Below are 25,356 nucleotides of genomic sequence, written 5' to 3' on the forward strand. Positions count from 1 at the left end.
CCGCTCCGTTTCAGGCAATCTCTACTTATAAGATAGAGTGTCTGGCTCAACCAAGTTTTGCTTGGCCGTGCCCAAATTGCGCTGTGCCGGTCCATCCGCCCGTTCGAGCATGGCGTCGCGCCGGGCGAGGGTGATGAGGCGCAGGCCCGATTCGGCGGCGCGATCGAGCGCGAGGCTGGTGGGGGCGGAGAGGGTGACGAGCAGCGGGCAGGCGGCGAGCGCGGCCTTTTCCACCAGTTCATAGGAGCAGCGCGAGGAGAGGAGGGCGAAGCCGCCATCCCAGCCAAGGCCGGCGCGGGCCATGGCGCCGATCAGCTTGTCGAAGGCGTTGTGGCGGCCGACATCCTCGCGCGCGAGGCGCAGCGTGCCGTCGGGCGCGGCGAGGGCGGCGGCATGGAGCGCGCCGGTGCGCTGATTGCCCGGCTGGCGCGCGTCGAGCGCATCGAGGGCGCGGAACAGGGCATCGTCGCTGGCCTGGGTGACGGCGGTGACGCGCGGCAGCGGGCGCAGCGCCTGTTCCAGATTCTCTATGCCGCACAGGCCACAGGAGGATTCGGCGACGCGGTGGCGGACGCGCGCGAGGATGCGGTCATGGCAATCGGCGATCAGGCGGATGCGCAGCAACAGGCCCTGGGGCGCTTCGTGAATGTCGATGTCGATGATGTCGGCGGCACTATCGATCAGCCGTTCGGACAAGGCGAAGCCGGTGGCGAGATCGTCGAGATCGGCCGGGGTCGCCATCAGCACGGCATAGCCGATGCCATTATATTCGAGCGCGACCGGGCATTCGACCGCGACCGCGCGGGTGACGGACGCGCGGCCGCCGTCCGGGGTGATCCGGGTGAAGCGGACGGGCCGGTCGGCGTCGCTCATCGGGCCGCGCGCACCATGACGGGAATCGACTTGTAGGCGGGGGTGCCGCTGGCCGGATCATAATCGTCGAGCGGGACGAGATTGTTCGCCTCGGGATAATAAGCCGCGAGCGATCCGCGCGCGATGGCGTGCATGACGATGGTGAAGCCGCGCAGTTCGCGCCCGGCCGGCGTCGTCACGTCCACCTTGTCGCCATGGGCGAGGCCCATCTCCGCCAGATCGATCTCGTTCGCGAAGATTATGTCGCGCCGGCCATGGATGCCGCGATAGCGATCATCATAGCTGTAGATGGTCGTATTATACTGGTCATGGCTGCGGATGGTGGTGAGCAGCAGCGGCAGCGCGCCCTCGTCCGGCGCGGCCGGGTGGGTGATGAACTGCGCCTTGCCGCTGGGCGTGTTCCAGATCCGTTCGCTGGGGCCGATGGTCAGGCGGAAACCGCCCGGTTCGCGCACCCGGATGTTGAAGTCGCGGAAGTCGGGATAGACCGCCTCGATCCCGTCGCGGATGCGGTCATAATCGGCGACCATGCCGTCCCAGTCGGTGCGGCTGGCGGGCATGGCGGCCTTGGCCAGACCCGCAACGATCGCCGGTTCGGAGCGGACATGGGGCGAGGGGGGCTTCAGCTTGCCGCGCGAGGCGTGGACCATCGACATGCTGTCCTCCACCGTCACCCATTGCGGGCCGGCGGCCTGCAGATCCAGTTCGGTGCGGCCAAGGCAGGGCAGGACCAATGTCTCGCGCGCGGTCAGCAGGCAGGTGCGGTTGAACTTGGTGAGGATGTTGACCGACAGGTCGAGCCGTCGCACGGCGGCGAAGCAGGCGTCGGGATCGGGCATGGCGACGGCGAGATTGCCGCCGAGCGAAATCAGCGCTTTCGATTCGCCGGCATGCATGGCGGCGAGCGCCTCGACCGCATTATGGCCATGTTTGCGCGGCGACTGGATGGAAAAGGCGGTGTCGAGCCGTTGCAGCATCGCCTCGGTCGGCAGTTCGGTGATGCCGACGGTGCGGTCGCCCTGCACATTGCTGTGGCCGCGCAGCGGGCATATGCCGGCACCCGGCTTGCCGAAATTGCCGCGCAGCAGCAGCAGGTTGGCCAGCGCCTGCACATTCTGCGTGCCGTGGCGATGCTGGGTGATGCCCATGCCATAGCAGATGATGACCCGATCGGCCCTGGCATAGACATGGGCCAAGCTCTCGATCGCTTCGCGGGTGAGGCCGGACAGGCGCTCGATCCACGGCCATTGGGCCGCCTCGATATCGGCGCGCAGGGCGTCGAAGCCTTCGGTGTGCTGGGCAATGAAGGCGTGGTCGAGCGTGCCGGGCTGCCGTGCCTCGATCGCCAGCAGCGCCTTCATCATGCCCTTGAGCATCGCCATGTCGCCGCCGATCCGCACCTGATGATAGGCGGACGCGAGCGGGGTGGCGCCAGGCGAGAGCATTTCGGTGGGATGCTGGGGCGACTTGAAGCGTTCCAGCCCGCGTTCGCGCATCGGGTTGGCGACGATGATCGGCACGCCGCGCTTGGAGGCAGCGGCTAGCGTGCTCAGCATGCGGGGATGGTTGGTGCCCGGATTATGGCCGATGCAGAAGATCGCGTCGGCATGGTCGAAATCCTCCAGCGTCACCGTGCCCTTGCCGATGCCGATCGACTTGGGGAGGCCGGTGCTGGTCGCCTCATGACACATGTTCGAGCAGTCGGGGAAATTGTTGGTGCCGAACTCGCGGGCGAACAGCTGGTAGAGGAAGGCGGATTCGTTCGAGGCGCGGCCCGAGCAGTAGAATTCGGCCTGGTCGGCATGGTCGAGCGCCTGGAGCGCGGCGCCGGCGCGGGCAAAGGCCTCGTCCCAGCTGATCGGCACGAAATGGTCGGTCGCCGCATCATAGCGCAGCGGTTCGGTCAGGCGTCCGGTATCTTCGAGCTTGTGGTCGGTCCAGTCCCACAATTCGCTGACGCTGTGGCGGGCGAAGAAATCGGGATCGACGCGCTTGACCGTCGCTTCCCAGGTGACCGCCTTGGCGCCATTCTCGCAGAATTCGAACGAAGAAGTGTGCTTGGGGTCGGGCCAGGCGCAACCGGGGCAATCGAAGCCGTCGGGCTGGTTCATCTGGAGCAGGGCGCGGGTGTCGGGGCTGGCGCGCATCTGTTCGGCGACCGTCTTTGCCACCGCGCGCAGCGCGCCCCAGCCACCGGCCGGGCCGTCATAGCTGGAGACGCCTTCCACCGTGTCGGGGATCAGGTCTTCGGCGGCTTTGTCCATGGTCGTTTGTCCCACATCATCGCGGTGCCCCGCGTGGGATATAGGAAAATTCGGCTGGAGAACCAAGGCCGGGCAGGCAGGATGGGGCGTGCCCGCAGGGGGCTGTCATCATCATCTGCAGCTATCGGGAAAGTGATGGTGCGGTCGAGAAGACTCGAACTTCCACGGCCTTTCGGCCACAACGACCTCAACGTTGCGCGTCTACCAATTCCGCCACGACCGCACATCAACAGGGAAACCGGCGGGGCCGGTGCCTTGGTAGGAGGCGGCCCTTAGCAAAGGCTTTTGGGTCATGCAACCAGTGATCGGCATCAACGTTATCTTTGTTTGGCAGAAAGTCGGTTGCGAAAGGGGGCTGGCCCCATGTCGTTGCATTTCTGGGTGGGATCGGGCGGCGCGCTGGTGGCCGCCGCCGTGATGGGGCTGGGCCTGGGCGCCTATGTCACCAGCCCGCAAAAGCCGGTGCGGCCTGCGCTGGAGGCGGAACTGGATAGCGGCGACATGGCGACGGCGCAGACTCTGCCGGAGGCCGAGCGCGGACCGGCGTTCGTGACCTGCACCGGATGCGGGCCGACGCTGGAGGAACGGCGGATGCAGGCCGACATGGCGGGGCTGGATGCCGATGGCATGATCGGCGAATCGCGCGATCCGGCGGTGCGCGACTATCTGGCGGAAGAGGAACAGCCGGTCGAATCGGCGGCGCTGGGGTATCCGCCGCTGCCGCAGCCGACGGTGCGGGTGGATCGCCTGCCGCCGCGGATCGAGCGATTCGCGGCGGGCGAGGCTCAACCGGGACCGGCGCTGAGGCCGGTCGCGGCGACGACGGCGTCGCCCCCGCCGGTCCCCGCAGAACCGGCAGAGGCGGGCTTGCCGCAGTAATTATTCGGCAGCGACCGGGGTCGATGCGTCGCTCAGCGGATGGGCCAGGCGATTGACCATTTCCTTCGGGCAGACCTGCCAGATGTAGCGGCGCCAGCGATCCCAATCCTCCAGGATGGTGTTCGACCATTTGCTGTCGGTCGCGACCGCATGTTCAGCAATCAGCGCCTTCAGCTCGCCTTCCCAATGGGCACTGTCCAGACGCTGCCAGACGATGCTTTCCGGGTTGGCGCGGCTCGGGAAGCTGCCATCCTCGTCGAGGATGAAGGCCATGCCGCCGGTCATGCCCGCGCCGAAATTGGCGCCGGTCTTGCCCAGGATGACGGCGGTGCCGCCGGTCATATATTCGCAGCCATTGGCGCCGCAGCCTTCGACCACCACCTTCGCGCCCGAATTGCGGACCGCGAAGCGCTCGCCGGCCTGGCCCGCCGCGAACAGCTTGCCGCTGGTCGCGCCGTAGAGGACGGTGTTGCCAAGGATGGTGTTGTCCTTCGACGAGAGCGGCGAGGAGACGGTGGTGCGCACCTTGATGATGCCGCCCGAAAGCCCCTTGCCGACATAGTCGTTGGCGTCGCCGAACACTTCCAGGGTGATGCCCTTGCAGAGGAAGGCGCCGAGCGACTGGCCGGCCGAACCGCGCAGCCGCACGGTCAGATGGCCGTCCGCCAGCGTGGACATGCCGAACTTTTCGGTCACGGCCGAGGAGAGGCGGGTGCCGACGGCGCGGTGCGTGTTGCGCACCGTGTAGGTCAGCTGCATCTTCTCGCCGCGCTCGAACACGGCGCGGGCATCCTTCATCATCTGCGCGTCGAGGCTGTCGGGCACTTCATTGCGCCACTGCGGCAGGCTGAAGCGGCGATGCTCGTCGGGGGCGTCGACCTTGGCCAGGATCGGGTTGAGGTCGAGATCGTCGAGATGCTCGGCGCCGCGATTGACCTGCTTCAACAGTTCGGTGCGGCCGATCACCTCGTCCAGGCTGCGGAAGCCCAGGCGGGCCAGGATCTCGCGCACTTCCTCGGCGATGAAGGTCATCAGGTTGATGACCTTTTCCGGGGTGCCGGTGAACTTCTGGCGCAGCTTCTCATCCTGCACGCAGACGCCCACGGGGCAGGTGTTGCTGTGGCACTGGCGCACCATGATGCAGCCCATGGCGACCAGCGACAGCGTGCCGATGCCGAATTCCTCGGCGCCCAGGATCGCGGCGATGACGATGTCGCGCCCGGTCTTGAGGCCGCCATCGGTGCGCAGCTTCACGCGGTGGCGCAGGCCGTTGAGGGTCAGCACCTGATTGGCTTCCGACAGGCCCATTTCCCACGGCGTGCCGGCATATTTGATCGATGTCTGCGGGCTGGCGCCGGTGCCGCCGACATGGCCGGCGACCAGGATGACGTCGGCATGCGCCTTGGCAACGCCGGCCGCGACCGTGCCGATGCCGGCCTGGCTGACCAGCTTGACGCAGACGCGAGCGCGCGGGTTGATCATCTTGCAGTCATAGATGAGCTGCGCGAGATCCTCGATCGAGTAGATGTCATGGTGCGGCGGCGGCGAGATCAGCGTCACGCCGGGCGTCGAGTGACGCAGGCGGGCGATGAATTCGGTCACCTTGAAGCCGGGCAGCTGGCCGCCCTCGCCGGGCTTGGCGCCCTGTGCGACCTTGATCTCGATTTCCTCGGCCGATCCCAGATATTCGGCATGGACGCCGAAGCGGCCCGACGCGATCTGCTTGATCACCGAGTTGGCATTGTCGCCATTCTCATAGGGCTTGAAGCGCGCGGCATCCTCGCCACCCTCGCCCGACACCGCCTTGGCGCCGATGCGGTTCATGGCGATCGCCAGCGTTTCATGCGCTTCGGGGCTGAGCGCCCCCAGCGACATGCCCGGCGTCACGAAGCGCTTGCGGATCTCGGTGGTGGCTTCCACCTCGTCGATCGGCACCGCCTCGCGGGCGAAGTTGAACTCCATCAGGTCGCGCAGATAGACCGGCGGCAGGTCGCGCACGCCGCGCGAGAATTGCAGATAGGTCGAATAGCTGTCGGTGCCGACGGCGGTCTGCAGCAGGTGCATCAGCTGGGCGGAATAGGCATGGGCCTCGCCGCCGTTGCGCTGGCGATAGAAGCCGCCGATCGGCAGGCGGACGACCGCGCTGTCATAGGCCTTGTCGTGGCGCAGCATCGCCGAATAGTGGAGCGAGGCATAGCCTTCGCCCGAAATCTTCGCCGGCATGCCGGGGAAGAGATCGTTGACCAGGGCGCGCGACAGGCCGACCGCTTCGAAATTATAGCCGCCACGATAGGAGCTGACGACCGCGATGCCCATCTTGGACATGATCTTGAGCAGACCCTCGTTGATCGCGGTGCGCTGACGCTCGAAACACTGGTCGAGGGTCAGGTCGCCGAACAGGCCTCGGGCGTGGCGATCGGCGATGCTGGCTTCGGCCAGATAGGCGTTCACCGTGGTTGCGCCCACGCCGATCAGCACCGCGAAATAATGGGTGTCGAGCGCTTCGGCCGACCGCACGTTGATCGACGCATAGCTGCGCAGGCCCTTGCGGACGAGATGAGTGTGGACGGCGGCGGCGGCCAGCACGCCCTGGATCGCGACCCGGTCCTGCCCGGCACGCTCGTCGGTCAGGAACAGTTCGCTGCGCCCTTCGCGCACCGCCTGCTCGGCCTCCTCACGGATGCGGGCGATCGCCGCGCGCAGCTGTTCCTGGCCGCCGGTCGAGGGGAAGGTGCAGTCGATTTCGGCCACGGCCGGGCCGAAATAGGCCTTGAGCCGCGCCCATTCGGCGCTGTTGAGCACCGGCGATTCCAGCACCAGCACATGGCTGTTCTGCGCATCTTCCTCCAGGATGTTGTGGAGGTTGGAGAAGCGCGTCTTGAGGCTCATCACATGCCGTTCGCGCAACGGGTCGATCGGCGGGTTGGTGACCTGGCTGAAATTCTGGCGGAAGAAATGGCTGATGGTGCGCGGCTTGTCGGAGATGACCGCCAGCGGCGTGTCGTCGCCCATCGAGCCGATCGCTTCCTTGGCATCCTCCACCATCGGCGCGAGGATCAGTTCCATATCCTCCAGCGTCATGTTGGCCGCGACCTGGCGCCGGGTCAGTTCCGCCTTGTCCCATGCCGGCAGGGCGCTGGGGACGTCGGGCAGGTCGGTGATGTCGAGGAAGTCCTTGATCAGGTCGCCATAGGGGCGCTCGCCCGCGATGCGATCCTTGATCGCGCGGTCGTCATAGACTTCGCCTTCCTGCAGATCGATCGCGATCATCTGGCCCGGACCCATGCGGCCCTTCTGGACGATGGTGGTTTCGGGCACGACGACCATGCCGGTTTCCGAACCCACGATCAGCAGATTGTCGCCGGTCAGCGTGTAGCGCAGCGGGCGCAACGCGTTGCGGTCGACGCCGGCCACGACCCAGCGGCCGTCGGTCATCGCGAGTGCGGCCGGGCCATCCCACGGCTCCATCACGGAGGCGAGATATTCATACATGTCGGCATGCGCCTTGGGCAGCTCGGCGCTTTCCGCCTGCCATGCCTCGGGCACCAGCATCAGCTTGGCCGTGGGCGCATCGCGGCCCGAGCGGCAGATCGCTTCGAACACGGCGTCCAGTGCGGCGGTATCCGACGCGCCGGCCGGGATCACCGGCTTGATGTCTTCCGACTGCTCGCCAAAGGCCAGCGAAGCCATCTTGATCTCGTGGCTCTTCATCCAGTTCTTGTTGCCGCGGATCGTGTTGATCTCGCCATTATGGGCGAGGGTGCGGAACGGCTGGGCCAGCCACCATTGCGGGAAGGTGTTGGTCGAATAGCGCTGGTGGAAGATGGCGACGCGGCTCTCGAACCGCTCATCCTGCAGGTCCGGATAGAAGACCGACAGCGATTCGGCGAGGAACAGGCCCTTGTAGATGATCGAGCGGCACGACAGCGAGCAGACGTAGAAATCGCTGATCTGCGCTTCGATCACCTTCTTCTCGATGCGGCGGCGGATCAGGTAGAGATCCTTCTCGAACTCGCCGACGTCGCGTTCCTCCGGCATCGGGCCGGCGATCATGATCTGCTCGATCTCGGGACGGGTGCGCTGCGCCTTCTCGCCGATGACGGAGACGTCGACCGGCACCTGGCGCCAGCCATAGATGGTGTAGCCCGCGTCGATGATCTCGGCCTCGACGATGGTGCGGCAGGTTTCCTGCGCGCTGAGGTCGGTGCGCGGCAGGAAGATCATGCCGACGGCGAGGCGGTTGGGCAGCGGCTTGTGGCCCGAATCGGCGATCGCATCGTCGAAGAAGCGGACCGGCAGGTCGACATGGATGCCCGCGCCATCGCCGGTCTTGCCATCGGCGTCGACCGCGCCGCGGTGCCACACGGCTTTCAGCGCATCGATCGCGGAAGAAACGACGCGGCGGCTGGGCCGGCCGTCGGTCGCGGCGACCAGGCCGACGCCGCAGGCATCGCCCTCCATCTCGGGATGATACATGCCCTCGGCAGCGATGCGTGCGCGCTCTTCGGGGCTGGCCATGAAATTGGTGTCGGTCATGATGACTTACCCTTGCATCTGGCCGTCCCCTTCTTGGGGCACGGCCGCCTTCATTCTGTTGGTGCCGGCGTGCCGGCGTCGATCGTCAGTTTGCCTTTTGCGTGTCCGCCCCGAGCAATGCGGTGAGGCGGTCGCGTTCGGCCTTGGTCAGGTCTTTATAGGTGCGCGGCTTGGGCAGCTTGGCGAGTTCGGCCTGAGAGGATTGCATGATCTCCGGCATGGCCTTCATCATGTCGGGCATGATCTTCTGCATGCGGCCGATATAATGGGGGTCGGTTGCCAGCTGCATGAAGCCCTCGCCGAACTTGGCGCCGGTCGGCGTCTTCAGGAAGGCGGCGATCTGATCCAGTTCGTTCGCATTGTAGCGATAGGCAAAAGCCTCCGCCATGCCGGCGCGCATGTCCGGTTCGTAACGGCCCATGAAGCGGCCCATGGCGGGCATCATGGTGTTGACGATCACGTCCATCCGCTTGCGGAAATTGGGATCGAGGATCGCCATCATTTCCTCCATCGTGCCTTCGCCCAGGCCTTCGGCCCGTTCGGGGGCGATGCCGCCGACCTTCAGGAACTCGCGGATGGGCATCTTGGTCATGCTGTCCATCATCGGGCCCATCATCTTCTGCATCATCGGACCCATCATCTTTTCCATCGTGCCGTCGGGCAGGATGAGGGCCGCGATCGGCTGCGCCTTGGCGAGCAGCGCCGGATCGACCGGCTGCTCGGCGGCTACAGGCGCCACCGGCGTCTGCGCCTGCACGGCGACCGGGGCCGCCAGCAGCAACAGGGACAGGAAGGCGAGGCGCATCAGGCGGCAACCTTCTCGCTGGCGGCGGCGACGGCCTTGGCCTTGAGATATTTGTGCATATGGTCGGTCACGTCGCGGCCGTCGCGAATGGCCCAGACCACCAGCGATGCGCCGCGCACGATGTCGCCGGCGGCGAAGACGCCGTCCATGCTGGTCATCATCGTCTTGTGATCGACGCGCAGCGTGCCCCAGCGGGTGACCGACAGGTCGTCGGCGCCGAACAGGCGAGGCAGGTCTTCGGGATCATAGCCCAGCGCCTTGATGACCAGATCGGCTTCCAGCGTATGTTCGCTGCCCGGATCGGGCTCGGGCGCGCGCCGGCCCGATGCGTCGGGCGAACCCAGGCGCATCTTGGTGACCTTGACGCCGGTGACATGCTCCGTGCCCTCGAAGGCGATCGGCGCGGTCAGCCAGACGAACTCGACGCCTTCCTCCTCGGCATTGGCGACTTCGCGCTGCGAGCCGGGCATATTGTCGCGGTCGCGGCGATAGAGGCACTTTACCGACTTGGCGCCCTGGCGGATGGCGGTGCGGACGCAGTCCATCGCGGTGTCGCCGCCGCCGATCACGACGACATTCTTGCCGGTGGCGAGCAGGGTGCCATCCTCATGGCCGGGCACGGCATCGCCAAAGCCCGCCTTGTTGGAGGCGGTGAGATAGTCGAGCGCCTTGACCACGCCCGGTGCGCCGACGCCCGGCGCCTTGATGTCGCGGGCCTTGTAGACGCCGGTGGCGATCAGGATCGCGTCATGCTTGGCACGCAGCTGTTCCATGCTGGCGTCGCGGCCGACCTCGAACCCTTCGTGGAAGATGATGCCGCCATCCTTGAGGCGCTGGACGCGGCGCATGACGACATCCTTTTCCAGCTTGAAGCCGGGGATGCCATAGGTCAGCAGGCCGCCGGCGCGGTCGTGCCGGTCATAGACATGGACTTCATAGCCCGCGACGCGCAGATATTCGGCGGTGGTGAGGCCGGCGGGGCCGGCACCGATGACGCCGACCGACTGGCCGCGCGCGGCGCCGGGGACCAGCGGTTCGACCCAGCCTTCCTTCCAGGCGGTGTCGGTGATGAACTTTTCCACCGAGCCGATGGTGACCGATCCGTGGCCGGAAAATTCGATCACGCAATTGCCTTCGCACAGACGGTCCTGCGGGCAGATGCGACCGCAGATTTCCGGCATGGTGCTGGTCAGGTTCGACAGCTCATAGGCTTCGCGCAACCGGCCTTCGGCGGTCAGGCGCAGCCAGTCGGGGATATGATTGTGCAGCGGGCAGTGGGTCGAGCAATAGGGCACGCCGCATTGCGAGCAGCGCGACGCCTGTTCCTCGGCCTTGTCCAGAATGAAGGACTTGCTGATTTCCAGAAAGTCCTCGGCGCGCGCATCAGCGCCGCGCTTTTCCGGATAGGCCTGTTCCTTGCCCACGAACTTCAGCATCGGATTTTCAGCCATGGCATTTCCCTGCAACGATTGTTTGCAGTGCGCATAGCAGGAAAACCCGCGGAGTCACGCGGATTCTGGCATTTAAGACAGCTAGGTTGACCTATTATCTAGCGGTTTCGGAAAAGGCTGTCGCGGCGCTGTAATTATCTTTCAAATATTAGGTCCGTATCGGCCTTATCTCAGGCTGAGCCAGACCAGCGCGCCGATGCCGGCAATGATTCGATACCAGGCGAAGGGCGCGAAGCCATGGCGCGACACCAGGCCGACGAACCATTTGATGACCAGCAGCGCGACGATGAAGGAGACGATGAAGCCGAGCGCGATGCTGTCCCAGCCGACCTGGGCGCTGGTGAGCTGGTCGCCCTTCTTGAGCAGTTCCAGCGTCGAGGCGCCGAGCATGGTCGGGATGGCGAGGAAGAAGCTGAATTCGGCGGCGGTGCGGCGTTCCACGCCCAAGGTCAGTGCGCCCATGATGGTCGCACCCGAGCGGCTGACGCCCGGTACCATGGCGAGGCACTGGATGAAGCCGATGCCGATGACGCGGACCAGCGGAATGTCGGCGATGCCGTGGAAGCGCTGTTCCCTGATCAGGCGCTCGATCACCAGGATGGCGACGCCGCCGACGACCAGCGCGACGGCGACGACGCGGGGCGAGCCGAGCAGCGTGTCGATATAGTCGTGCAGGGCAAGGCCGATGACGACGGCGGGGATGAAGGCGACCAGCAGGTTGCGCACGAAGCGGATGCTGACCGGGTCGAGGCGGAGCAGGCCCATGGCCACCGCCCAGAAGGTGCGCCAGTAGAGGACGACGACGGCGAGGATCGCACCGAGCTGGATCATGACGTTGAACATCGCCCAAACCGACGCATCATAGCCGAGCAGTTCGCTCGCCAGGATGAGATGGCCGGTCGAGGACACGGGGAGAAATTCGGTCAATCCCTCCACGATGCCGAGCAGGATGACCGTCAAATAATGCATGTCCATGGGGATGTCGGATCCTCAAGCAGGGGGCGCATAAGCCAAGCCCTCCCCCCGCGAAGGGAGAGGGCCGGGCAATGCCTATATGTCAGGGATGCACCATGCCGCAGTGCAGCGAAAAGGCAAAGCGGCATGGCCACGGCCGGTCGTGGCCGATCATCGGCCCGTCGAGCCGATGGCGGGAATGGATCAGGCCTTCACGCGGCCGGCGAAGCGGCCATGCTTGCGATAGGGGACCATCCAGCGTTCGGCGACGGCGGCCATCGGCGTGGGCGCGACGCCCAGCGCCTCAAGGCCCGGCGCGCCGGGCGCGGCGACATTGTCCTGGCCCAGCATGGCAAGCTGGTCGCGGGTGATCGGGCCGCCGGGCAGCATCGCCAGCAGCGAGGCGAAGGCGCCGGGCACTTCGACCAGCGGCTTGTCGCCCCGGCCGATTGCCTTGGCGACCCAGGCGTTGATTTCCTTCATGCTCATGACCTGCGGGCCGGCGAGTTCGAAGGTCTTGCCGCCAAAGACGCCGGGCTGCTGCGCCGCGTTGGCGATCGCCTCGGCAACGTCGCCGACATAGACGGGCTGGAATTTGGTGGCGGCGCCGATCACCGGCACGACCGGGCCGCTGCTGGCGACGCCGGCGAAGCGATTGAGGAACTGGTCTTCCTGGCCGAAGATGATCGACGGGCGGACGATTGTGGCATTCGGAAAGGCGGCCAGCACGGCGGCTTCGCCCGCAGCCTTGGATCGGCCATAGGCCGAAGGGCTGTTGGCGTCGGCGCCGATCGCCGAGACATGGACCAGCGCGGTGACGCCGGCGGCGGCGGCGGCCTTGGCGACATTGGCGGCGCCCTCATGCTGGACCGCGTCGAAATCGCCGCTCAATATGCCGACCAGGTTGATGACGATGTCGCTGCCATGCAGGGCGCGGGCGACGGTGTCGGGCTTGCGGATATTGGCCGCGACGAACTGGGTCTGGCCCAGATTGCCGAGCGCCTTCACCTTGACCGAATTGGCGAGGTCGCGCTGGGCGATGCGGACGCGCGCGCCGCGTGCCATCAGCGCCTGGGCGACCTGGCGCCCGAGAAAGCCGCCGCCGCCGAAGATGGTTACCAGATTGTCCTTCATCACGCGCGTCCCATGCTGTTCGAAAAGGGGAAAGTTCGTGCCGTTTCCCTTGCAACTTCCGCCGCCCGCTGACAACCGCCCGCCGGCGGCGGTGTTCCCTTTTTACCCGATCCAGCCCTGCAGTCCGGCGATCATCCACAGGCCCAAGAGCAGGAAGAGCAGGGCGGCGCCGACCTGCAGCGCGCGCATCGGCACACGCTTCGCCAGTGCTTCGCCGAACAGCACGGCCGGGACATTGGCCAGCATCATGCCGCAGGTGGTGCCGGCGGTGACGGCAAGCAGATTGTCGAACTGCGCGCCCAGCGCCACGGTCGCCACCTGCGTCTTGTCGCCCATCTCGACCAGGAAGAAGGCGACCAGGGTGGTCACGAACACGCCGGCCTTGGACGGGGCCTTGAGCGGCGCATCCTCGTCGATCTTGTCGGGCACCAGCGTCCAGAGCGCCATGGCGATGAAGCTGGCCGCCACGGCATAGCGGAACCAGGGCTGGGTCAGCACCCCGGCGATCGAATGGCCGACCAGCGCGGCGAGGAAATGATTGGCGATGGTGGCGACGAAGATGCCCAGGATGATCGGCACCGGCTTGCGAAAGCGGGTGGCGAGCAGCATGGCCAGCAACTGCGTCTTGTCGCCCATTTCGGCGAGCGCGACGAGGGCGGTGGAGGTGAGGAAGGCTTCCATGAAGAACGTCCGGGCCGGGCTCTGACAAAAAGACACAATGCCACCGTCTTCCCCGCCCGGCCGGACTGGGAAGCCGATGCCATTGGTCTCGCCCGATGCGGCTGATACCGCATCCCATATGCCATGGCCTCTCGGCCAAATATGTTGACATATGGCCCGTCCCGTCAGCGGAACGGCTGGCTACTCCCCAGATGACGCGCTAGCCTGTAGTCGGACAGGCCGCGAAAGGCAAGCCGATGGCGACGGGCGAGAACAAGACCATGGAGACGGCGGCGGATGTCGCCGCCTATCTCGACACGGTCGAACCGGCCGAGCGACAGGCGGATGGTCGGATGGTCGCGGCGTTGATGGCGCGGCTATCGGGCGAGCCGCCGCGGCTATGGGGGCCGAGCATCATCGGCTTTGGCCGCTATCATTATCGCTATGACAGCGGGCGCGAGGGCGACATGTGCCGGATCGGCTTTGCGCCGCGCAAGGCGGAGCTGGTCTTCTATCTCGCCGGTCTGGATGACGCCGATTTCACGGCATTAGGCAGGCATCGGCGCGGCAAGGGCTGCCTCTATGTCAAGCGGCTGGCCGATATCGACATGGGGGCGCTGGAGGCGCTGATCGTGCAGAGCCTGGCGCATATGGACGGGCTGTATCCGCGCTAGGGCGTGTGTTGATACATTAGCTCTGTTGGTGATCATCGCCTGTGTCACCCATCGCCGTCACCCTGAACTTGTTTCAGGGTCTATCCTTCCCAACAGGTCCACCGGTCCTGGGGTTTGATGGATGCTGAAACAAGTTCAGCATGACGCCAGAAGGAATGGCGAGGCTCTATCCATTCAGGCCCGCTCGCCTGAAGCGGCTCAGGGCGTGCTGCTGCTCTGCTGCATCCGCCGTTCGGCGAACCATTGCTGCAACATCTGGGCGGTGCAGCCGGTGAAGCCGTTGCTGCCGATGGCGGAGCAGCTGTTGGGCAGGATCTGGCGCTGGGTCTGTTCCATCGTCGCGACCTGGCTGCCCCAGCCGGGGCCTCCCACTTCTTCGGGCTTTTCGCGCAGCTTCTTGGGAATGCGATAGCGTTCGGATTCGGGCTTGCGGGCGCAGACCACGATTTCCTCGCCCTGGCCGGTCGGGCAGGGATCATCGCCATAGACGATGAGGTTGAAGATCTTCTGCGGCGGATCGTCCTGGGCGACGGCCGGCGCGGCGGGCAGGGCCAGAGCGGCCAGGCCGGCGATCAGCAGGGGGCGGGGGAGACGCATCATCAATTCCTTCATTCGCCCCGGTTGCACCCCGTTCGTCCCGCGCTGCACTGGCGCGGGATCGATATGAACAGACGCCGCAGGACGCCCCATGCCGTCACGGCCGGGGCGGGACTTCCTGTTCCTGCGCCTTCTTGGCATCGGCGTCGGCCTTTTCCTCGGCCAGAACGCGCTTTTCGATCGCTTCGCTATCGGCGTCGATGGTCGACAGGCGCCTGGCGCGCTCGGCTTCGACCAGATCCTTCCAGCTGGCATTGTCGGCCTGCTGCCGTTCCGCCTTGGCCAGGCGCGACAGCTTGGCGAAGCAGCCGGTGGCGCCGCCACCGCCGACCGGCGAGCAGCTTTCGGTGCCGTCGCGACCGACATATTCCATCGACTTCACCCGCTCGCCCCAGGCCTGGTTGCTGGGCTTGTTGGGGTCGCCGCGCAGCGGCTCGGGAATGCGGTAGCGTTCTTCCTCGCCCTTGCGCGCGCACACGACGATGCCGTCGCCCTGGCTCTGTGGACAGGCATCATCGCCATAGACGATGACCAGATTGACCTTTTCGGAGCCGGTGCTGGTGGCGGCCGTGGGGGCGCTGTCCTGCTGCGCGAGCGCGGGGGCGGCGGTGCCCAGCATCAGGCCGGCGGCCAGAGCGATCAACGGGGTCTTCATCATCGGTCCGTCCCTTGTTCAGATGCGCTTCGACAGCGCGATGGCGGCGCGGCAACCCAGGCGGATCGCGCCGGACAGCAGCGGATAGGCCGGGGCCTGTTCCGCGCCATGGGCGATGGCGGCGTCGCGATGCTCGACCTCCTCCGCCTGGAAATCCTTGATCAGGGCAGAGAGTTCCGGGTCATCCTCGCCCAGTTGCTGCAACTGTTCCTCATAATGAAGGTCGATCTCGGTCTCGATCGCGGCGGTGCAGGCCATGGCGGCCTTTGGCCCCATCGCGGCGGTCACAGCGCCCAGGGCGAAGCCGGCGACGTTCCAGATCGGGTGGATCGCGGTCGGCCGCACGCCGCGTTCGGCGATCAGCGCGTCGAAGGCGGCGCGGTGGCGCTCCTCCTGCGCGGCCATGCCGGCGATCAGCCGGCCATAGGGATGGCGATCGCCCATCACCGCCAGCTGCCCGGCATAGATGCGCACCGCGCCGAATTCGCCCGCCTGATCGACGCGCACCATGGAGGCACGATCGGCGCTATTGGTGCGACGTCCTGGCCGGGGGAAATCCTTGGTGGCGCTCATGCCTTCCTCGCTTTCAGCAGCAGGGCCAAGATGGCGAGCGCGGCCGCGCCCGACAAGAGGCCGTTATAGCCTGCCAGCGAAATGCCGAAGAGGCTCCAGGGCGCAACATCGCAGCGGGTGATCGGCGTTGCCATGATCTGGCTCAAAATATCGGCGCTGCTGCCGCCGGTCGGCGTGGTCGAGCAGGCGGTCAGCCCTTCCCACCAGCCATATTCGACCCCGGCATGGAACAGGCCGATGGCGCCGCTGATGCCGATGGCGATGCCGGCGAAACCGGCGAACAGGCCGCTCATGCAGGCGCGGCCGCGCAGCGCATAGGCGACCAGCGCCAGCGGGATCGCGGCCATATGGGGATAACGCTGCCACCAGCACATTTCGCACGGATGCAGCCCGCCCAGATATTGGGAGGCATAGGCCGTGCCCAGCGCAATCAGGGGCACGAGCAGGGCAAGCAGGCGGGCGCGGCCCAGGGCGGGGGACAAGCTGTTCATATCGCCCGCTTAAACCCTTGTCCGCCTTTCGTCATGCTGAACTTGCCCGTCCGGTCATCCGAACGGGCACGATTCATTTCGCGCCGGGCTTGCGCGCAGCGGCCTGCTGGGCCTGGGCGATGGTGGCGCCTGGCGTGCCGGCGAGGCGGGAAATGGTCTTGAGCGCATAATCGAGCTGGAAGTCCTCGATCCCCTTCTTCTTCAGCTCCTCGGCGGTCTGGGCGAAGCGCGGATCTTCCTTGCTGTCCTCTTCCAGCGCGGCGTCGTCGGTCTTGATCTCGTTGATCAGGTGGCGGCGCAGGTCGCTTTCGCGGAACTTGGGGCGATCCTTGTAATCCGGGTCGCTGAGCTGCGGCACCTTGATGTCCGGCTGGATGCCGCCTTCCTGCACGCTGCGGCCCGAAGGCGTGAAGTAGCGCGCGGTGGTGAGCTTGAGCGCGGTGGTGTTCGACAGCGGCAGCATGGTCTGGACCGAGCCCTTGCCGAAACTGCGTTCGCCCATGATGAGCGCGCGATGCTGGTCCTGCAGCGCGCCGGCGACGATTTCGGAGGCCGAGGCGGAGCCCGCATCGACCAGCACGATCACCGGCAGGCCCTTCGCGTCATCGCCGGGCTTGGCATAATAGCGTTCGACATCGCCCTTGTTGCGGCCGCGCTGCGATACGATCTCGCCGCGCTCCAGGAAGACGTCGCTGGTCGACACCGCTTCGTCCAGCAGGCCGCCGGGGTTGGAGCGCAGGTCGAGGATATAGCCGGTCGGCTTGTGGCCCAGGCTCTTGTCGATGCTGCGGATCGCCGAACGGACATCGGCGCCCGTATTGGCCGAGAAGCTGACGATGTTGATGACGCCGATATTGTTCTTCACTTCCCACTTCACCGGCTTGATCTCGATGATCTCGCGGGTGAGGGTCAGGTCGATCGGCTTGTCGCGGCCAGTGCGCACGATGGTCAGCTTGATGCTGGTGCCCGGTGCGCCGCGCATCTTGTCCACCGCTTCATCCAGCGTGCCGCCATAGATGAGTTGGCCGTCGATGTGGGTGATATAGTCGCCCGCCTTGATCCCGGCGCGCCAGGCCGGCGTGTCCTGGGTCGGGGCGATCACCTTGACCGCGCCATCCTCCTGCGTGACCGACAGGCCAAGGCCGCCATAGCTGCCCTCGGTCTGGGTACGCAGATTCTGGAAATCGCGCGCGTCGAGGAAGCTGCTGTGCGGATCGAGGCTGGCGAGCATGCCGTCGATCGCGCCCTTGATCAGCTTCTCGTCGTCGACCTTCTCGACATAGTCGCTGCGGACCTTCTGGAAGACGTCCATGAATTCGTCGAGCGCCTTGTAGCTCGATGCCTCGCCATCGGCGAGCGCCGCGGTGGTGGCGGGGATGAGCGCAAGCGCGCCGAGCGCGACCGCGCCCTGCAGGAAGGTGGATTTCATGGCTGTCCTTGGAGTCCGCATCAAGGGATCGATATACGTCGATTCGCTATCCAACGCAAAAGCGCGCTTCGACCAATGTTGCCTGGCGTCGATGAGCGTGGGGTTAATGAGTTTGACCTTCGAGCGGTATTCGCCTGAATGACCAGTGCTTACATGATCATATGCGAGGTGGTCTTTGCGTTTCTATATTCCGCAGTTGGACGTTGCAGGCCAAATGGAGGAGAGTTCCGCTCATCCTGAGCATCTGGGAGGGTTGCCCTTTGGCTTGCCAGCGGATCTTTGGCCCACTTGCGCCGAATGTGGGGGAACGCAGTCACTGATTGCGCAGTTTTTGCATGATCCGCTGCGGCTTGATCTCGGCCGTTCGGGCAGAATGCTGTTTGTTTTTCAATGCAATCACGATCCGGGAATGTGTGCAACTTGGGAGGCGTTCTCGGGCGCCAACAGTTGCCTGATTCTGGAGCCTGAAATGCAGACAGGCCATCTTACAGAATATCCTGCGGACAGTCCGCCTCTCGACAATGCGGCATTTGTGCGCGGATGGGACGAACGAGGCCTGCACTTGGCTGTGGCCGATGAACTGGCTTTCTACACCGACGAGGCTTTCTTCCAGCTGAGCGACGAAATGCTCGCAAATGTCAGTTGGTCTACACGGCTAGGTGGCGTTCCGCGATGGATACAAAGTGCAGAAGAATCGCCACGACCGGGATGGCGGTTCGTTGGGCAGCTGGATTCACTCTACAGTTTCCGCTCGGCTCCGTCCTTCAGTCCAGACTGGATATCCGTTGATAGCGAGCAGTTCGAGGGCCGGACACATATAGGGGAAGGACCGAACTTTGGTGGCGGGATTGCCTACCTCTTTTTACGCGAAAATGAGGGTAACCCTGCCGCAGCCATGTTCTGGCAGCGCTAGTCTGAATCAGCCGATTCCCACCAGCGGCACGATGTCCACCGGGCGGCCGTTGCGGCGCAGTTCGATCGTCACTGTCGGGCGGCCCTGGGCGGCGGTGAGGCCGACCGGGTCGCCCTGGCGCACACTCTCGCCGACCTGGGCGGTGACGCGGTGCAGGCCGGTGATGAGGGTGGTCCAGCCCTGGCCATGGTCGATGATCAGGATCTGGCCATAGCCGCGATAGGGGCCGGCAAAGGCGATGCGGCCGGCGGTCGGCGCGACCGCCTGAGCGCCGGCCTGGGTCACCAGGGTCAGGCCGCGCGAGCGCACACCGCCGTCATTCACCTCGCCCATGCCGGTGACGAGCTGGCCGACGACCGGCAGGCGATAGGGCGGCGGGCCGCTGTCCAGCGTCTCGCGGTCGGGCGCGGGCGCACCGGTCCGGTCGGGGCGGGCGGGGCGCAGCACCGGGCCGGACAGTTGCGCCAGGCGATCGCGCAGGTCGCTCGCCACCTCCAGCTGGTCCATCAGGTCGACAATGTCGCGCGCCTTTTCGCCCAGCGCCAGCGCGCGTTCGCTCTCCAGCCCGGCATTGGCGCGATAGTCGCGGGCGGCGACGCGCTTTTGCGTTTCGAGCTGGCGCAGCGCGGCCTGGCGATCGGTGAGGGCGCGGCGGCTCTTGGTCAGGGCGTCGGCGGCCTGCTGGGCGGTGGCGCGAATCGCGCGACTGCGGTCCAGCTCGGCGCGCAGGCCAGCGGTGCGCTGCTCGATCACCGGCAGCACCTGTCCCAGCACCGCGCGCATATGGACGGCGTCGCTGATCGATCCGGGCTGGACGAGGGCAAGGGCGAGCGGGCGGCGGCTCATCATCTGCAGCGCAGCGGTCAGGCGCACCACCGGTTCCTGCCTGGCGGCGAGGCGCGCGGCCTGGGCGCGCTGCATTCGGGCGATGATGGCGATGCGGGCCTGGGCGGCCTGCACATCGGCCTCGGCCTGCTGGATGCGGGCGGCCATGGCGGCGGCGCGGCGGCCGGCCTGTTCGGCCTCGTCACGGGCCATGCCGGCCTGGCGCTCCAGCCGGACCGAACGGTCGGCGGCCTCCACCGACTGGCGGCGGGCGTCGCGCAGCGCCTTCTGTTCCTGCGCCAGCGTGGTGCCGGCGGTGCCGGGCAGGATGATCGCGGCATCGTCCGCGGCGGGCAGGCGCGTGGCGACAAGGGCCAAGATGCCGGCCAGTGCGATGCCCGTGATGCTGTTGCTGATGATGCTGCGCTTCAACCGCTTGTCCCGCCCGATAGGGCTTTGACTAGGCGCAAGCCGCGGGCATGTCGAGCCTCAGCCTTCGCGGTGATAGGGGTGGTTGGCGAGGATCGAGCAGGCGCGCCACAGCTGTTCGGCGAGCATGGCGCGGGCGATCATGTGCGGCCAGGTCATGGCGCCAAAGGCGATCAGCAGGTCGGCATTGGTCCGTTCGGCATCGTCGAAGCCGTCGGCCGCGCCGATCAGGAAGCGGATCTCGCGCGTGCCGGTGTCGCGCCAGCCCTCGATCCGCCGGGCAAAGTCCATCGAGGAAAGTTGCTTGCCCTTTTCGTCGAGCATGACCGTCACCGTGCCGGGGCCGACGGGCGGCAGCTTGCCGCCCCGGTCGGGCATTTCGGTGATCTTGTGCGGCATGGTCAGCCGCTTGACATAGCGGTCGACCAGATCGGCTTCGGGCGAGCGCCCGATCTTGCCGCGCGCGATGATGTGGAGGAGCATGGCTCCCCCCTAGCCTGTCATCGCGCCCATGTCGAAGGGCGCGACGGCAAGGATCAGGCGTTGCCCGCGACCGGCGCGTCGACGAAGCCCCACATCCGTTCCAGATTGTAGAAGCTGCGCACTTCCGGCTTGAACAGATGGACGATCACGTCGCCGGCATCGATCAGCACCCAGTCGGCGACCGGCAGGCCTTCGACCCGCGCGGAGCGGCCAGTGGCCTTCTTGATCCGTTCGGCCAGATGCTGGGCGATCGCCGCGACCTGACGCGACGAACGGCCGCTCGCGATCACCATATGATCGGCGATGCTGCTCTTGCCTTCGAGGGGGATGGAGATGGTTTCCTGCGCCTGGTCGTCGTCGAGCGACTGCATGACAAGGGCGTGCAGGGCGGCCACGCTATCGGCGGCAGGCGCCGTATCGTTGGCAGGGGCGAGGTTAGTCAATTAAACTCCAATCTAGACGATCATCCGGCGCGTGAGCGGATCGCGCACACACGTTGCTTCATATTCGCGATGCCAGAGGGGGTCCGCCTGCCGTAGCAGGGTTGCCGATCTTGGATCAGGGCGAAAGCGCAATAGCACGAGCGCCGGTGGTCTCCAATTCGTCCAGTCTGCACTCTGGCGCGCGGACCGGACGAAGCGCCGCAGCCAGCTCATGGCCGTAGAGCCACGGGCAGCGTCATCATAGCCCGGACGGGCGATGACGGCAATGGGCATCTGTCGCGCTATGCCGCGCCAGTCGCGCCATTGGCCAAATTGCGCCAGATTGTCGGCGCCCATCAGCCAGACGAAGCGGTTGCGGGGGTAGCGCTGGCGGAGCGCGCGCAGCGAGTCGACGGTGTAGCGCGTGCCCAATTGGCGCTCGATCGCCGTGGCGCGAATCGGCGCGCGGCGGGCGATCTTCTGCGCATGGGCAAGGCGGACGGGCAGCGGCGCCATGCCCCTGGCGGGCTTCAACGGATTGCCGGGCGATACCAGCCACCAGATTTCGTCGAGACCCAGGGCGTCCCTGGCGAACAGCGAAATGGCGCGATGCCCGCCATGCGCCGGATTGAAGGAGCCGCCAAGCAGGCCGATCTTTTTCATGGGGGCAGCCATGCCAGCGCCGGGCGCCGGCGGCAATGGCCGGCGCGCCGCGCTCATTCCGCCGCTGGCAGCGCGCGCGCCTCTTCGGCCTGGGCGTCGCGGGCGAGGACGTCGAGCGGTTCCATCGCCTCGATCTCCTTGCCGCCGGTCTCGATATCGAGATCGCGGAACTTGCGGCCGGTGGAGAGGACACGCGTCTCGAAGCTGCCGATGAAGCTGTTATAGTTGGAGACCGCGCTGTTGAGGCCTGATCCCAGCTTGCGCAAATGGGTCGCGGCGACGGACAGGCGCTCATACAGCTCCTTGCCGAGCTGGCCGACCTGCTGCGCCTGTTCCTGCATCTTGGCCTGGCGCCAATGGCCCGCCAGCGTGCGGGCGAGTGGCAGGAAGGTGGCGGGGCCGCAGATGATGACGCGATTCTTGGCGGCGCGCTCCCACAGCTCCATGTCCGCTTCCAGCGCGGCGGTGACGAAATTGTCGCCCGGCACATACATGATGACGAAGTCGGGGGCCTTGTCGAACTGTTCCCAATAGGCCTTGCGCCCCAGCGCGTCGGCATGGGTGCGCATCGCGCGGGCATGATCGAGCATATGGGCGTCGCGCTGCGCTGGATCGACCTGATCGACCGCGTTCAGATAGGCGACCAGCGAGCATTTGACGTCGACCACCATCTGCTGGTCGCCGGGCAGGTTGATGACGAAGTCCGGACGCAGGCGGCCGTCCTCGACCGCGACCGACACTTCCTCCTTGAAGTCCACGAAGGGGGAAAGGCCGGCGGTTTCGATGAGATTCTTGAACTGCTGTTCGCCCCAGCGGCCGCGCGTCTTGGGCGCGGCGCGCAGGGCGTTGACGAGCTTGGCGGTTTCCTCGCGCACCTGGCCCTGGCCCAGATGAACCTGCTGCACCGCTTCGCGCAGTTCGGCATAGCTGCCGACCCGATCCTTCTCGACGCGGGCGAGGCCTTCCTCATAGCGCTTGAGCGTGGTTTCGACCGGGTTGAGCAGCGTCTTCAACTGCGCCTCGCTCTTCTCGCTCGCCTGGGCGAAGCGCTGGTCGGCGCGGGTCAGGAACTGGGTCTGGGCGGATTCGAGCAATTTGCCGCCAATCTCGCTGAACTGGGCGGAGAGCTGTTCCTTGGCATCCTTGAGCGCGGCGATCTGCTGCTCGAACGCCTGGGTGCGGGCATGGATGTCGGACTGGAGCGCGGCCAACTCGCGCAGCGCGGCTTCGCGCTCGGTCTGGATCGCCTCGATGCGCTGGCTGGTGGCGGCCTGCAGTGCCTCGATCCGCTGTTCGGACGCGGCCCGCGCGGATTCGAGCCGGGCGAGCTGGCTCATGCCCTGCGCGACCCGTTCCTTCTCAACCGCCAGTTCGGCGATCGCGCCGTTGCGCTGGGCGGTGGCGATGTCGAGCTTGCCGGCCAGATCGGCCTTTTCGGCGGTCAGCGGCGCCAGCGCCTTGCCCTTGAGCAGCCAGCCGACGGCCAGGCCGATCAGCAGCGCGACGGGAATGAGAAGGGCGGCGAGGCTGTCCATAACTATCCTTTTTGGGAACGAAACGGGAACTTAGCGGGCGAAGGAGGCGGCCGCAAGAAGCTTCCTTGTGTGTGCCGTCATGCCGCCTGTGCGCTGGGCGCGGCAAAGCGGGCGCGATATTCGCCGGGCGACAGGCCGACCAGGCGGTGGAACAGCTTGCGGAAGGCGGCGGCATCCTCATAGCCGACGCTCCAGGCGATCTGGTCGATCGTGCGCCGGGTAAATTCCAGATGCTCGCGCGCCCGCGCCACGCGCAGATGCTGGACATATTCGATCGGGGTCATGGCGGTCGCCGCCTTGAAGCGGCGCTGGAAGGTGCGCTCCTCCAGCGCGGCCTGCGCCGCCATCTCGGTGACGCTGACTGCCTTCGCCTCCCGCGCGGCGAGCCAGTGCTGCACCTTCAGGATCGGCTCGTCGCCATGGGTCAGGCGCGGCAGGAAGCGGGCGAAATGCTTCTGCTCGCGCCCGGCCGTGTCGATCAGCAGGAATTTGGCGGTGTCGAGCATCACCGTCGGGCCGAGCAGCCGGTCGACCAGCCGCATGCCAAGGTCGGTCCAGGCCATCAGCCCGCCGGCGGTAATGATATCGCCATCGTCGATGACGATGCGGTCGCAATCGAGCTTCACGGCGGGGAAGCGGGTGCGGAAGGCGTCGGCGAACCACCAATGGGTGGTGGCCGGGCGACCATCGAGCAGGCCGGTCGCCGCCAGCAGGAAGGCGCCGCCGCAATTGGAGGCGAGCGTCGCCCCGGCGGCATGGCGATCGAGCAGCCAGCGGGCATAGGGCGCGGCTTCCTCCGCCTCGGGCACGCCGGTCAGGCGGCCGGGGACCAGCCAGATGTCGGGCGTGCCGCCCAATGCTTCATGCGTGTCATGGCTGCGGGCGAAGCAGCCGTCATCGCCCATCCGCCAATGGCTGACGCGCACTACAGGGCCGCCATGCTGGACCGAAAACTGCCCGGCAATGTCGATCAGGTCGGTCATGCCATGGACCATCGCCTGCTGACAGCCCGGATAGAGCAATATGCCCACTTCGGCACGCGGAAGGCTGCTGTCGGCCATATGCTGATCCTTTGTCGGAATCGGCCCGCTTAATGTCGGAACCGCCAATCCCGATCCTCCGCCATTGCCCGTAATAGTGCAAGCACAGGGCGTGAAGGCGCCCTTCTGGAACAGAAGAAGGGAATTTCACATGAGCAACTTCGTTACCACGCAGGACGGCACCCGCATCTTCTACAAGGATTGGGGGCCGCGCGACGGCCAGCCGATCATCTTCTCCCATGGCTGGCCGCTCAGCGCTGACGCCTGGGACGCACAGATGGTCTATTTCGCCAATCAGGGTTTCCGCACCATCGCCCATGACCGCCGCAGCCATGGCCGGTCGGACCAGGTGTGGGACAATAATAATATGGACCAGTATGCCGACGATCTGGCCGATCTGATCGCGGCGCTGGATCTGTCCGACATCATCCTGGTCGGCCATTCGACCGGCGGCGGCGAAGTCACCCGCTACATCGGCCGCCATGGCACCAGCCGGGTTGCCAAGCTGGCGCTGATCGGCGCGGTCCCGCCGCTGATGCTGAAGACCGAAGCCAATCCCGGCGGTCTGCCGATCGACGTGTTCGACGGCATTCGCAAGGGCACGTTCGACAATCGCAGCCAGTTCTTCAGGGATCTGACCATCCCCTTCTACGGCTATAACCGGGACGGCGCGGTCATCTCCGAAGGCATTGTGCAAGAATTCTGGCGGCAGGGGATGATGGGCGGCCTCAAGGGGCAACTCGACTCGATCCGCGCCTTTTCCGAAAGCGATTTCCATGCCGACCTGGCGAAGGTCGATGTGCCCACGCTGGTCCTGCATGGCGACGACGACCAGATCGTGCCGATCGGCGCGGCGGCCCTCTCCACCATCAAGATCGTTACGGATGCGGTGCTGATCGTGTATGAAGGCGCCGACCATGGGCTGACGCAGACTCACCAGGACCGGTTCAACGCCGACCTGCTCGATTTCATCAACGGCTGACACAAATACCGTTCGCCCTGAGCGAAGTCGAAGGGTTCCACCGAGCGGAGCGAGGTGCCTTCGCTTCGCTCAGGCAAGGGCTTCGACTT

23 protein-coding genes, 1 tRNA gene and 1 riboswitch are annotated in these 25,356 nt (G+C 66.0%); of the genes, 4 read left to right on the plus strand and 20 right to left on the minus strand.

The features are described 5' to 3' along the window. Positions 1-21 precede the first annotated feature (21 nt). The 3 genes from fdhD to U0025_RS22295 form a co-directional block, all read right to left on the minus strand. Positions 22-873 (minus strand): formate dehydrogenase accessory sulfurtransferase FdhD, encoded by an 852-nt coding sequence (gene fdhD, locus U0025_RS22285; protein ID WP_004209806.1) that lies wholly within the window; start codon positions 871-873, stop codon positions 22-24. Next, entirely contained in the window at positions 870-3,137 is a 2,268-nt protein-coding gene (locus U0025_RS22290; protein ID WP_004209807.1) for an FdhF/YdeP family oxidoreductase, read from the minus strand. The genes fdhD and U0025_RS22290 overlap by 4 nt, the downstream gene beginning before the upstream one ends. A gap of 136 nt (positions 3,138-3,273) precedes the next feature. Then, positions 3,274-3,360 (minus strand) — tRNA-Leu (locus U0025_RS22295). 140 nt (positions 3,361-3,500) lie between these two features. Between U0025_RS22295 and U0025_RS22300 the strand changes: the two genes are divergently transcribed. After that, a complete protein-coding gene (locus tag U0025_RS22300) occupies positions 3,501-4,016 on the plus strand; it encodes a hypothetical protein (RefSeq protein WP_004209808.1) in 516 nt (171 codons plus the stop codon). Here U0025_RS22300 and gltB read toward each other — a convergent pair whose 3' ends face one another. The 6 genes from gltB to U0025_RS22330 all read right to left on the minus strand — a co-directional run bounded on the left by gltB (position 4,017) and on the right by U0025_RS22330 (position 13,577). Then, the gene (gltB, locus tag U0025_RS22305) at positions 4,017-8,552 is read right to left on the minus strand and encodes a glutamate synthase large subunit (protein WP_004209810.1); all 4,536 of its coding nucleotides are present in this window, start codon (positions 8,550-8,552) and stop codon (positions 4,017-4,019) included. It lies immediately after the preceding gene. 85 nt (positions 8,553-8,637) lie between these two features. Then, positions 8,638-9,357 (minus strand): DUF2059 domain-containing protein, encoded by a 720-nt coding sequence (locus U0025_RS22310; RefSeq protein WP_004209811.1) that lies wholly within the window; start codon positions 9,355-9,357, stop codon positions 8,638-8,640. Then, positions 9,357-10,808 (minus strand): NAD(P)-dependent oxidoreductase, encoded by a 1,452-nt coding sequence (locus U0025_RS22315; RefSeq protein WP_004209812.1) that lies wholly within the window; start codon positions 10,806-10,808, stop codon positions 9,357-9,359. The genes U0025_RS22310 and U0025_RS22315 overlap by 1 nt, the downstream gene beginning before the upstream one ends. 165 nt (positions 10,809-10,973) lie before the next feature. Further along, the gene (locus U0025_RS22320; RefSeq protein WP_004209815.1) at positions 10,974-11,783 is read right to left on the minus strand and encodes an undecaprenyl-diphosphate phosphatase; all 810 of its coding nucleotides are present in this window, start codon (positions 11,781-11,783) and stop codon (positions 10,974-10,976) included. A 183-nt stretch (positions 11,784-11,966) separates the two neighbouring features. Further along, complete coding sequence (locus tag U0025_RS22325) at positions 11,967-12,896, minus strand: complex I NDUFA9 subunit family protein (protein ID WP_004209816.1); 930 nt, start codon at positions 12,894-12,896, stop codon at positions 11,967-11,969. 102 nt (positions 12,897-12,998) lie between these two features. Next, positions 12,999-13,577, minus strand: coding sequence for a TMEM165/GDT1 family protein (locus U0025_RS22330; protein WP_004209829.1), 579 nt, complete (start codon positions 13,575-13,577; stop codon positions 12,999-13,001). A gap of 94 nt (positions 13,578-13,671) precedes the next feature. After that, positions 13,672-13,779: riboswitch (yybP-ykoY riboswitch) on the minus strand. A gap of 34 nt (positions 13,780-13,813) precedes the next feature. Between U0025_RS22330 and U0025_RS22335 the strand changes: the two genes are divergently transcribed. After that, entirely contained in the window at positions 13,814-14,230 is a 417-nt protein-coding gene (locus tag U0025_RS22335; protein WP_004209831.1) for a DUF1801 domain-containing protein, read from the plus strand. A gap of 198 nt (positions 14,231-14,428) precedes the next feature. On the opposite strand, the gene U0025_RS22340 is transcribed toward U0025_RS22335, so the two are convergent. The 5 genes from U0025_RS22340 to U0025_RS22360 all read right to left on the minus strand — a co-directional run bounded on the left by U0025_RS22340 (position 14,429) and on the right by U0025_RS22360 (position 17,975). Continuing rightward, positions 14,429-14,827 (minus strand): hypothetical protein, encoded by a 399-nt coding sequence (locus U0025_RS22340; protein WP_004209832.1) that lies wholly within the window; start codon positions 14,825-14,827, stop codon positions 14,429-14,431. Between the two features lie 97 nt (positions 14,828-14,924). Beyond that, the gene (locus U0025_RS22345; protein ID WP_010336965.1) at positions 14,925-15,485 is read right to left on the minus strand and encodes a hypothetical protein; all 561 of its coding nucleotides are present in this window, start codon (positions 15,483-15,485) and stop codon (positions 14,925-14,927) included. A gap of 15 nt (positions 15,486-15,500) precedes the next feature. Next, positions 15,501-16,055: a demethoxyubiquinone hydroxylase family protein gene (locus tag U0025_RS22350; protein WP_004209834.1), complete on the minus strand. Its 555-nt coding sequence runs from the start codon at positions 16,053-16,055 to the stop codon at positions 15,501-15,503. Next, positions 16,052-16,546 (minus strand): disulfide bond formation protein B, encoded by a 495-nt coding sequence (locus tag U0025_RS22355; RefSeq protein WP_004209835.1) that lies wholly within the window; start codon positions 16,544-16,546, stop codon positions 16,052-16,054. Before U0025_RS22355 ends, U0025_RS22350 begins: the two co-directional genes overlap by 4 nt. A gap of 73 nt (positions 16,547-16,619) precedes the next feature. Then, on the minus strand, positions 16,620-17,975 hold the full coding sequence (locus tag U0025_RS22360) for a S41 family peptidase (protein ID WP_004209836.1): 1,356 nt from the start codon (positions 17,973-17,975) through the stop codon (positions 16,620-16,622). 175 nt (positions 17,976-18,150) lie between these two features. Here U0025_RS22360 and U0025_RS22365 point away from each other — a divergent pair, with 175 nt between their 5' ends. Next, complete coding sequence (locus tag U0025_RS22365; protein WP_004209837.1) at positions 18,151-18,888, plus strand: hypothetical protein; 738 nt, start codon at positions 18,151-18,153, stop codon at positions 18,886-18,888. A gap of 6 nt (positions 18,889-18,894) precedes the next feature. Here the strand turns inward: U0025_RS22365 and U0025_RS22370 are convergent, their stop codons facing one another. The 6 genes from U0025_RS22370 to U0025_RS22395 form a co-directional block, all read right to left on the minus strand. Beyond that, the gene (locus U0025_RS22370; protein WP_004209839.1) at positions 18,895-20,145 is read right to left on the minus strand and encodes a murein hydrolase activator EnvC family protein; all 1,251 of its coding nucleotides are present in this window, start codon (positions 20,143-20,145) and stop codon (positions 18,895-18,897) included. A 57-nt stretch (positions 20,146-20,202) separates the two neighbouring features. Beyond that, the gene (locus U0025_RS22375; RefSeq protein WP_004209840.1) at positions 20,203-20,625 is read right to left on the minus strand and encodes a 23S rRNA (pseudouridine(1915)-N(3))-methyltransferase RlmH; all 423 of its coding nucleotides are present in this window, start codon (positions 20,623-20,625) and stop codon (positions 20,203-20,205) included. Positions 20,626-20,678: 53 nt separating this feature from the next. Next, positions 20,679-21,068, minus strand: a complete 390-nt coding sequence (gene rsfS / locus U0025_RS22380) for a ribosome silencing factor (RefSeq protein ID WP_004209841.1) — start codon at positions 21,066-21,068, stop codon at positions 20,679-20,681. Between the two features lie 12 nt (positions 21,069-21,080). Continuing rightward, positions 21,081-21,710, minus strand: coding sequence for a nicotinate-nucleotide adenylyltransferase (locus tag U0025_RS22385; RefSeq protein ID WP_037490839.1), 630 nt, complete (start codon positions 21,708-21,710; stop codon positions 21,081-21,083). Positions 21,711-21,763: 53 nt separating this feature from the next. After that, positions 21,764-23,245: a DNA recombination protein RmuC gene (gene rmuC, locus U0025_RS22390; protein ID WP_004209843.1), complete on the minus strand. Its 1,482-nt coding sequence runs from the start codon at positions 23,243-23,245 to the stop codon at positions 21,764-21,766. Between the two features lie 77 nt (positions 23,246-23,322). Next, complete coding sequence (locus U0025_RS22395; protein ID WP_004209844.1) at positions 23,323-24,306, minus strand: GlxA family transcriptional regulator; 984 nt, start codon at positions 24,304-24,306, stop codon at positions 23,323-23,325. A gap of 130 nt (positions 24,307-24,436) precedes the next feature. Between U0025_RS22395 and U0025_RS22400 the strand changes: the two genes are divergently transcribed. Beyond that, positions 24,437-25,267, plus strand: a complete 831-nt coding sequence (locus tag U0025_RS22400; protein ID WP_004209845.1) for an alpha/beta fold hydrolase — start codon at positions 24,437-24,439, stop codon at positions 25,265-25,267. The last annotated feature ends 89 nt before the right edge of the window (positions 25,268-25,356 follow it).

This window comes from Sphingobium yanoikuyae (genome assembly GCF_034424525.1).
In the GTDB taxonomy this organism is placed as follows: Bacteria; Pseudomonadota; Alphaproteobacteria; order Sphingomonadales; family Sphingomonadaceae; genus Sphingobium; species Sphingobium yanoikuyae.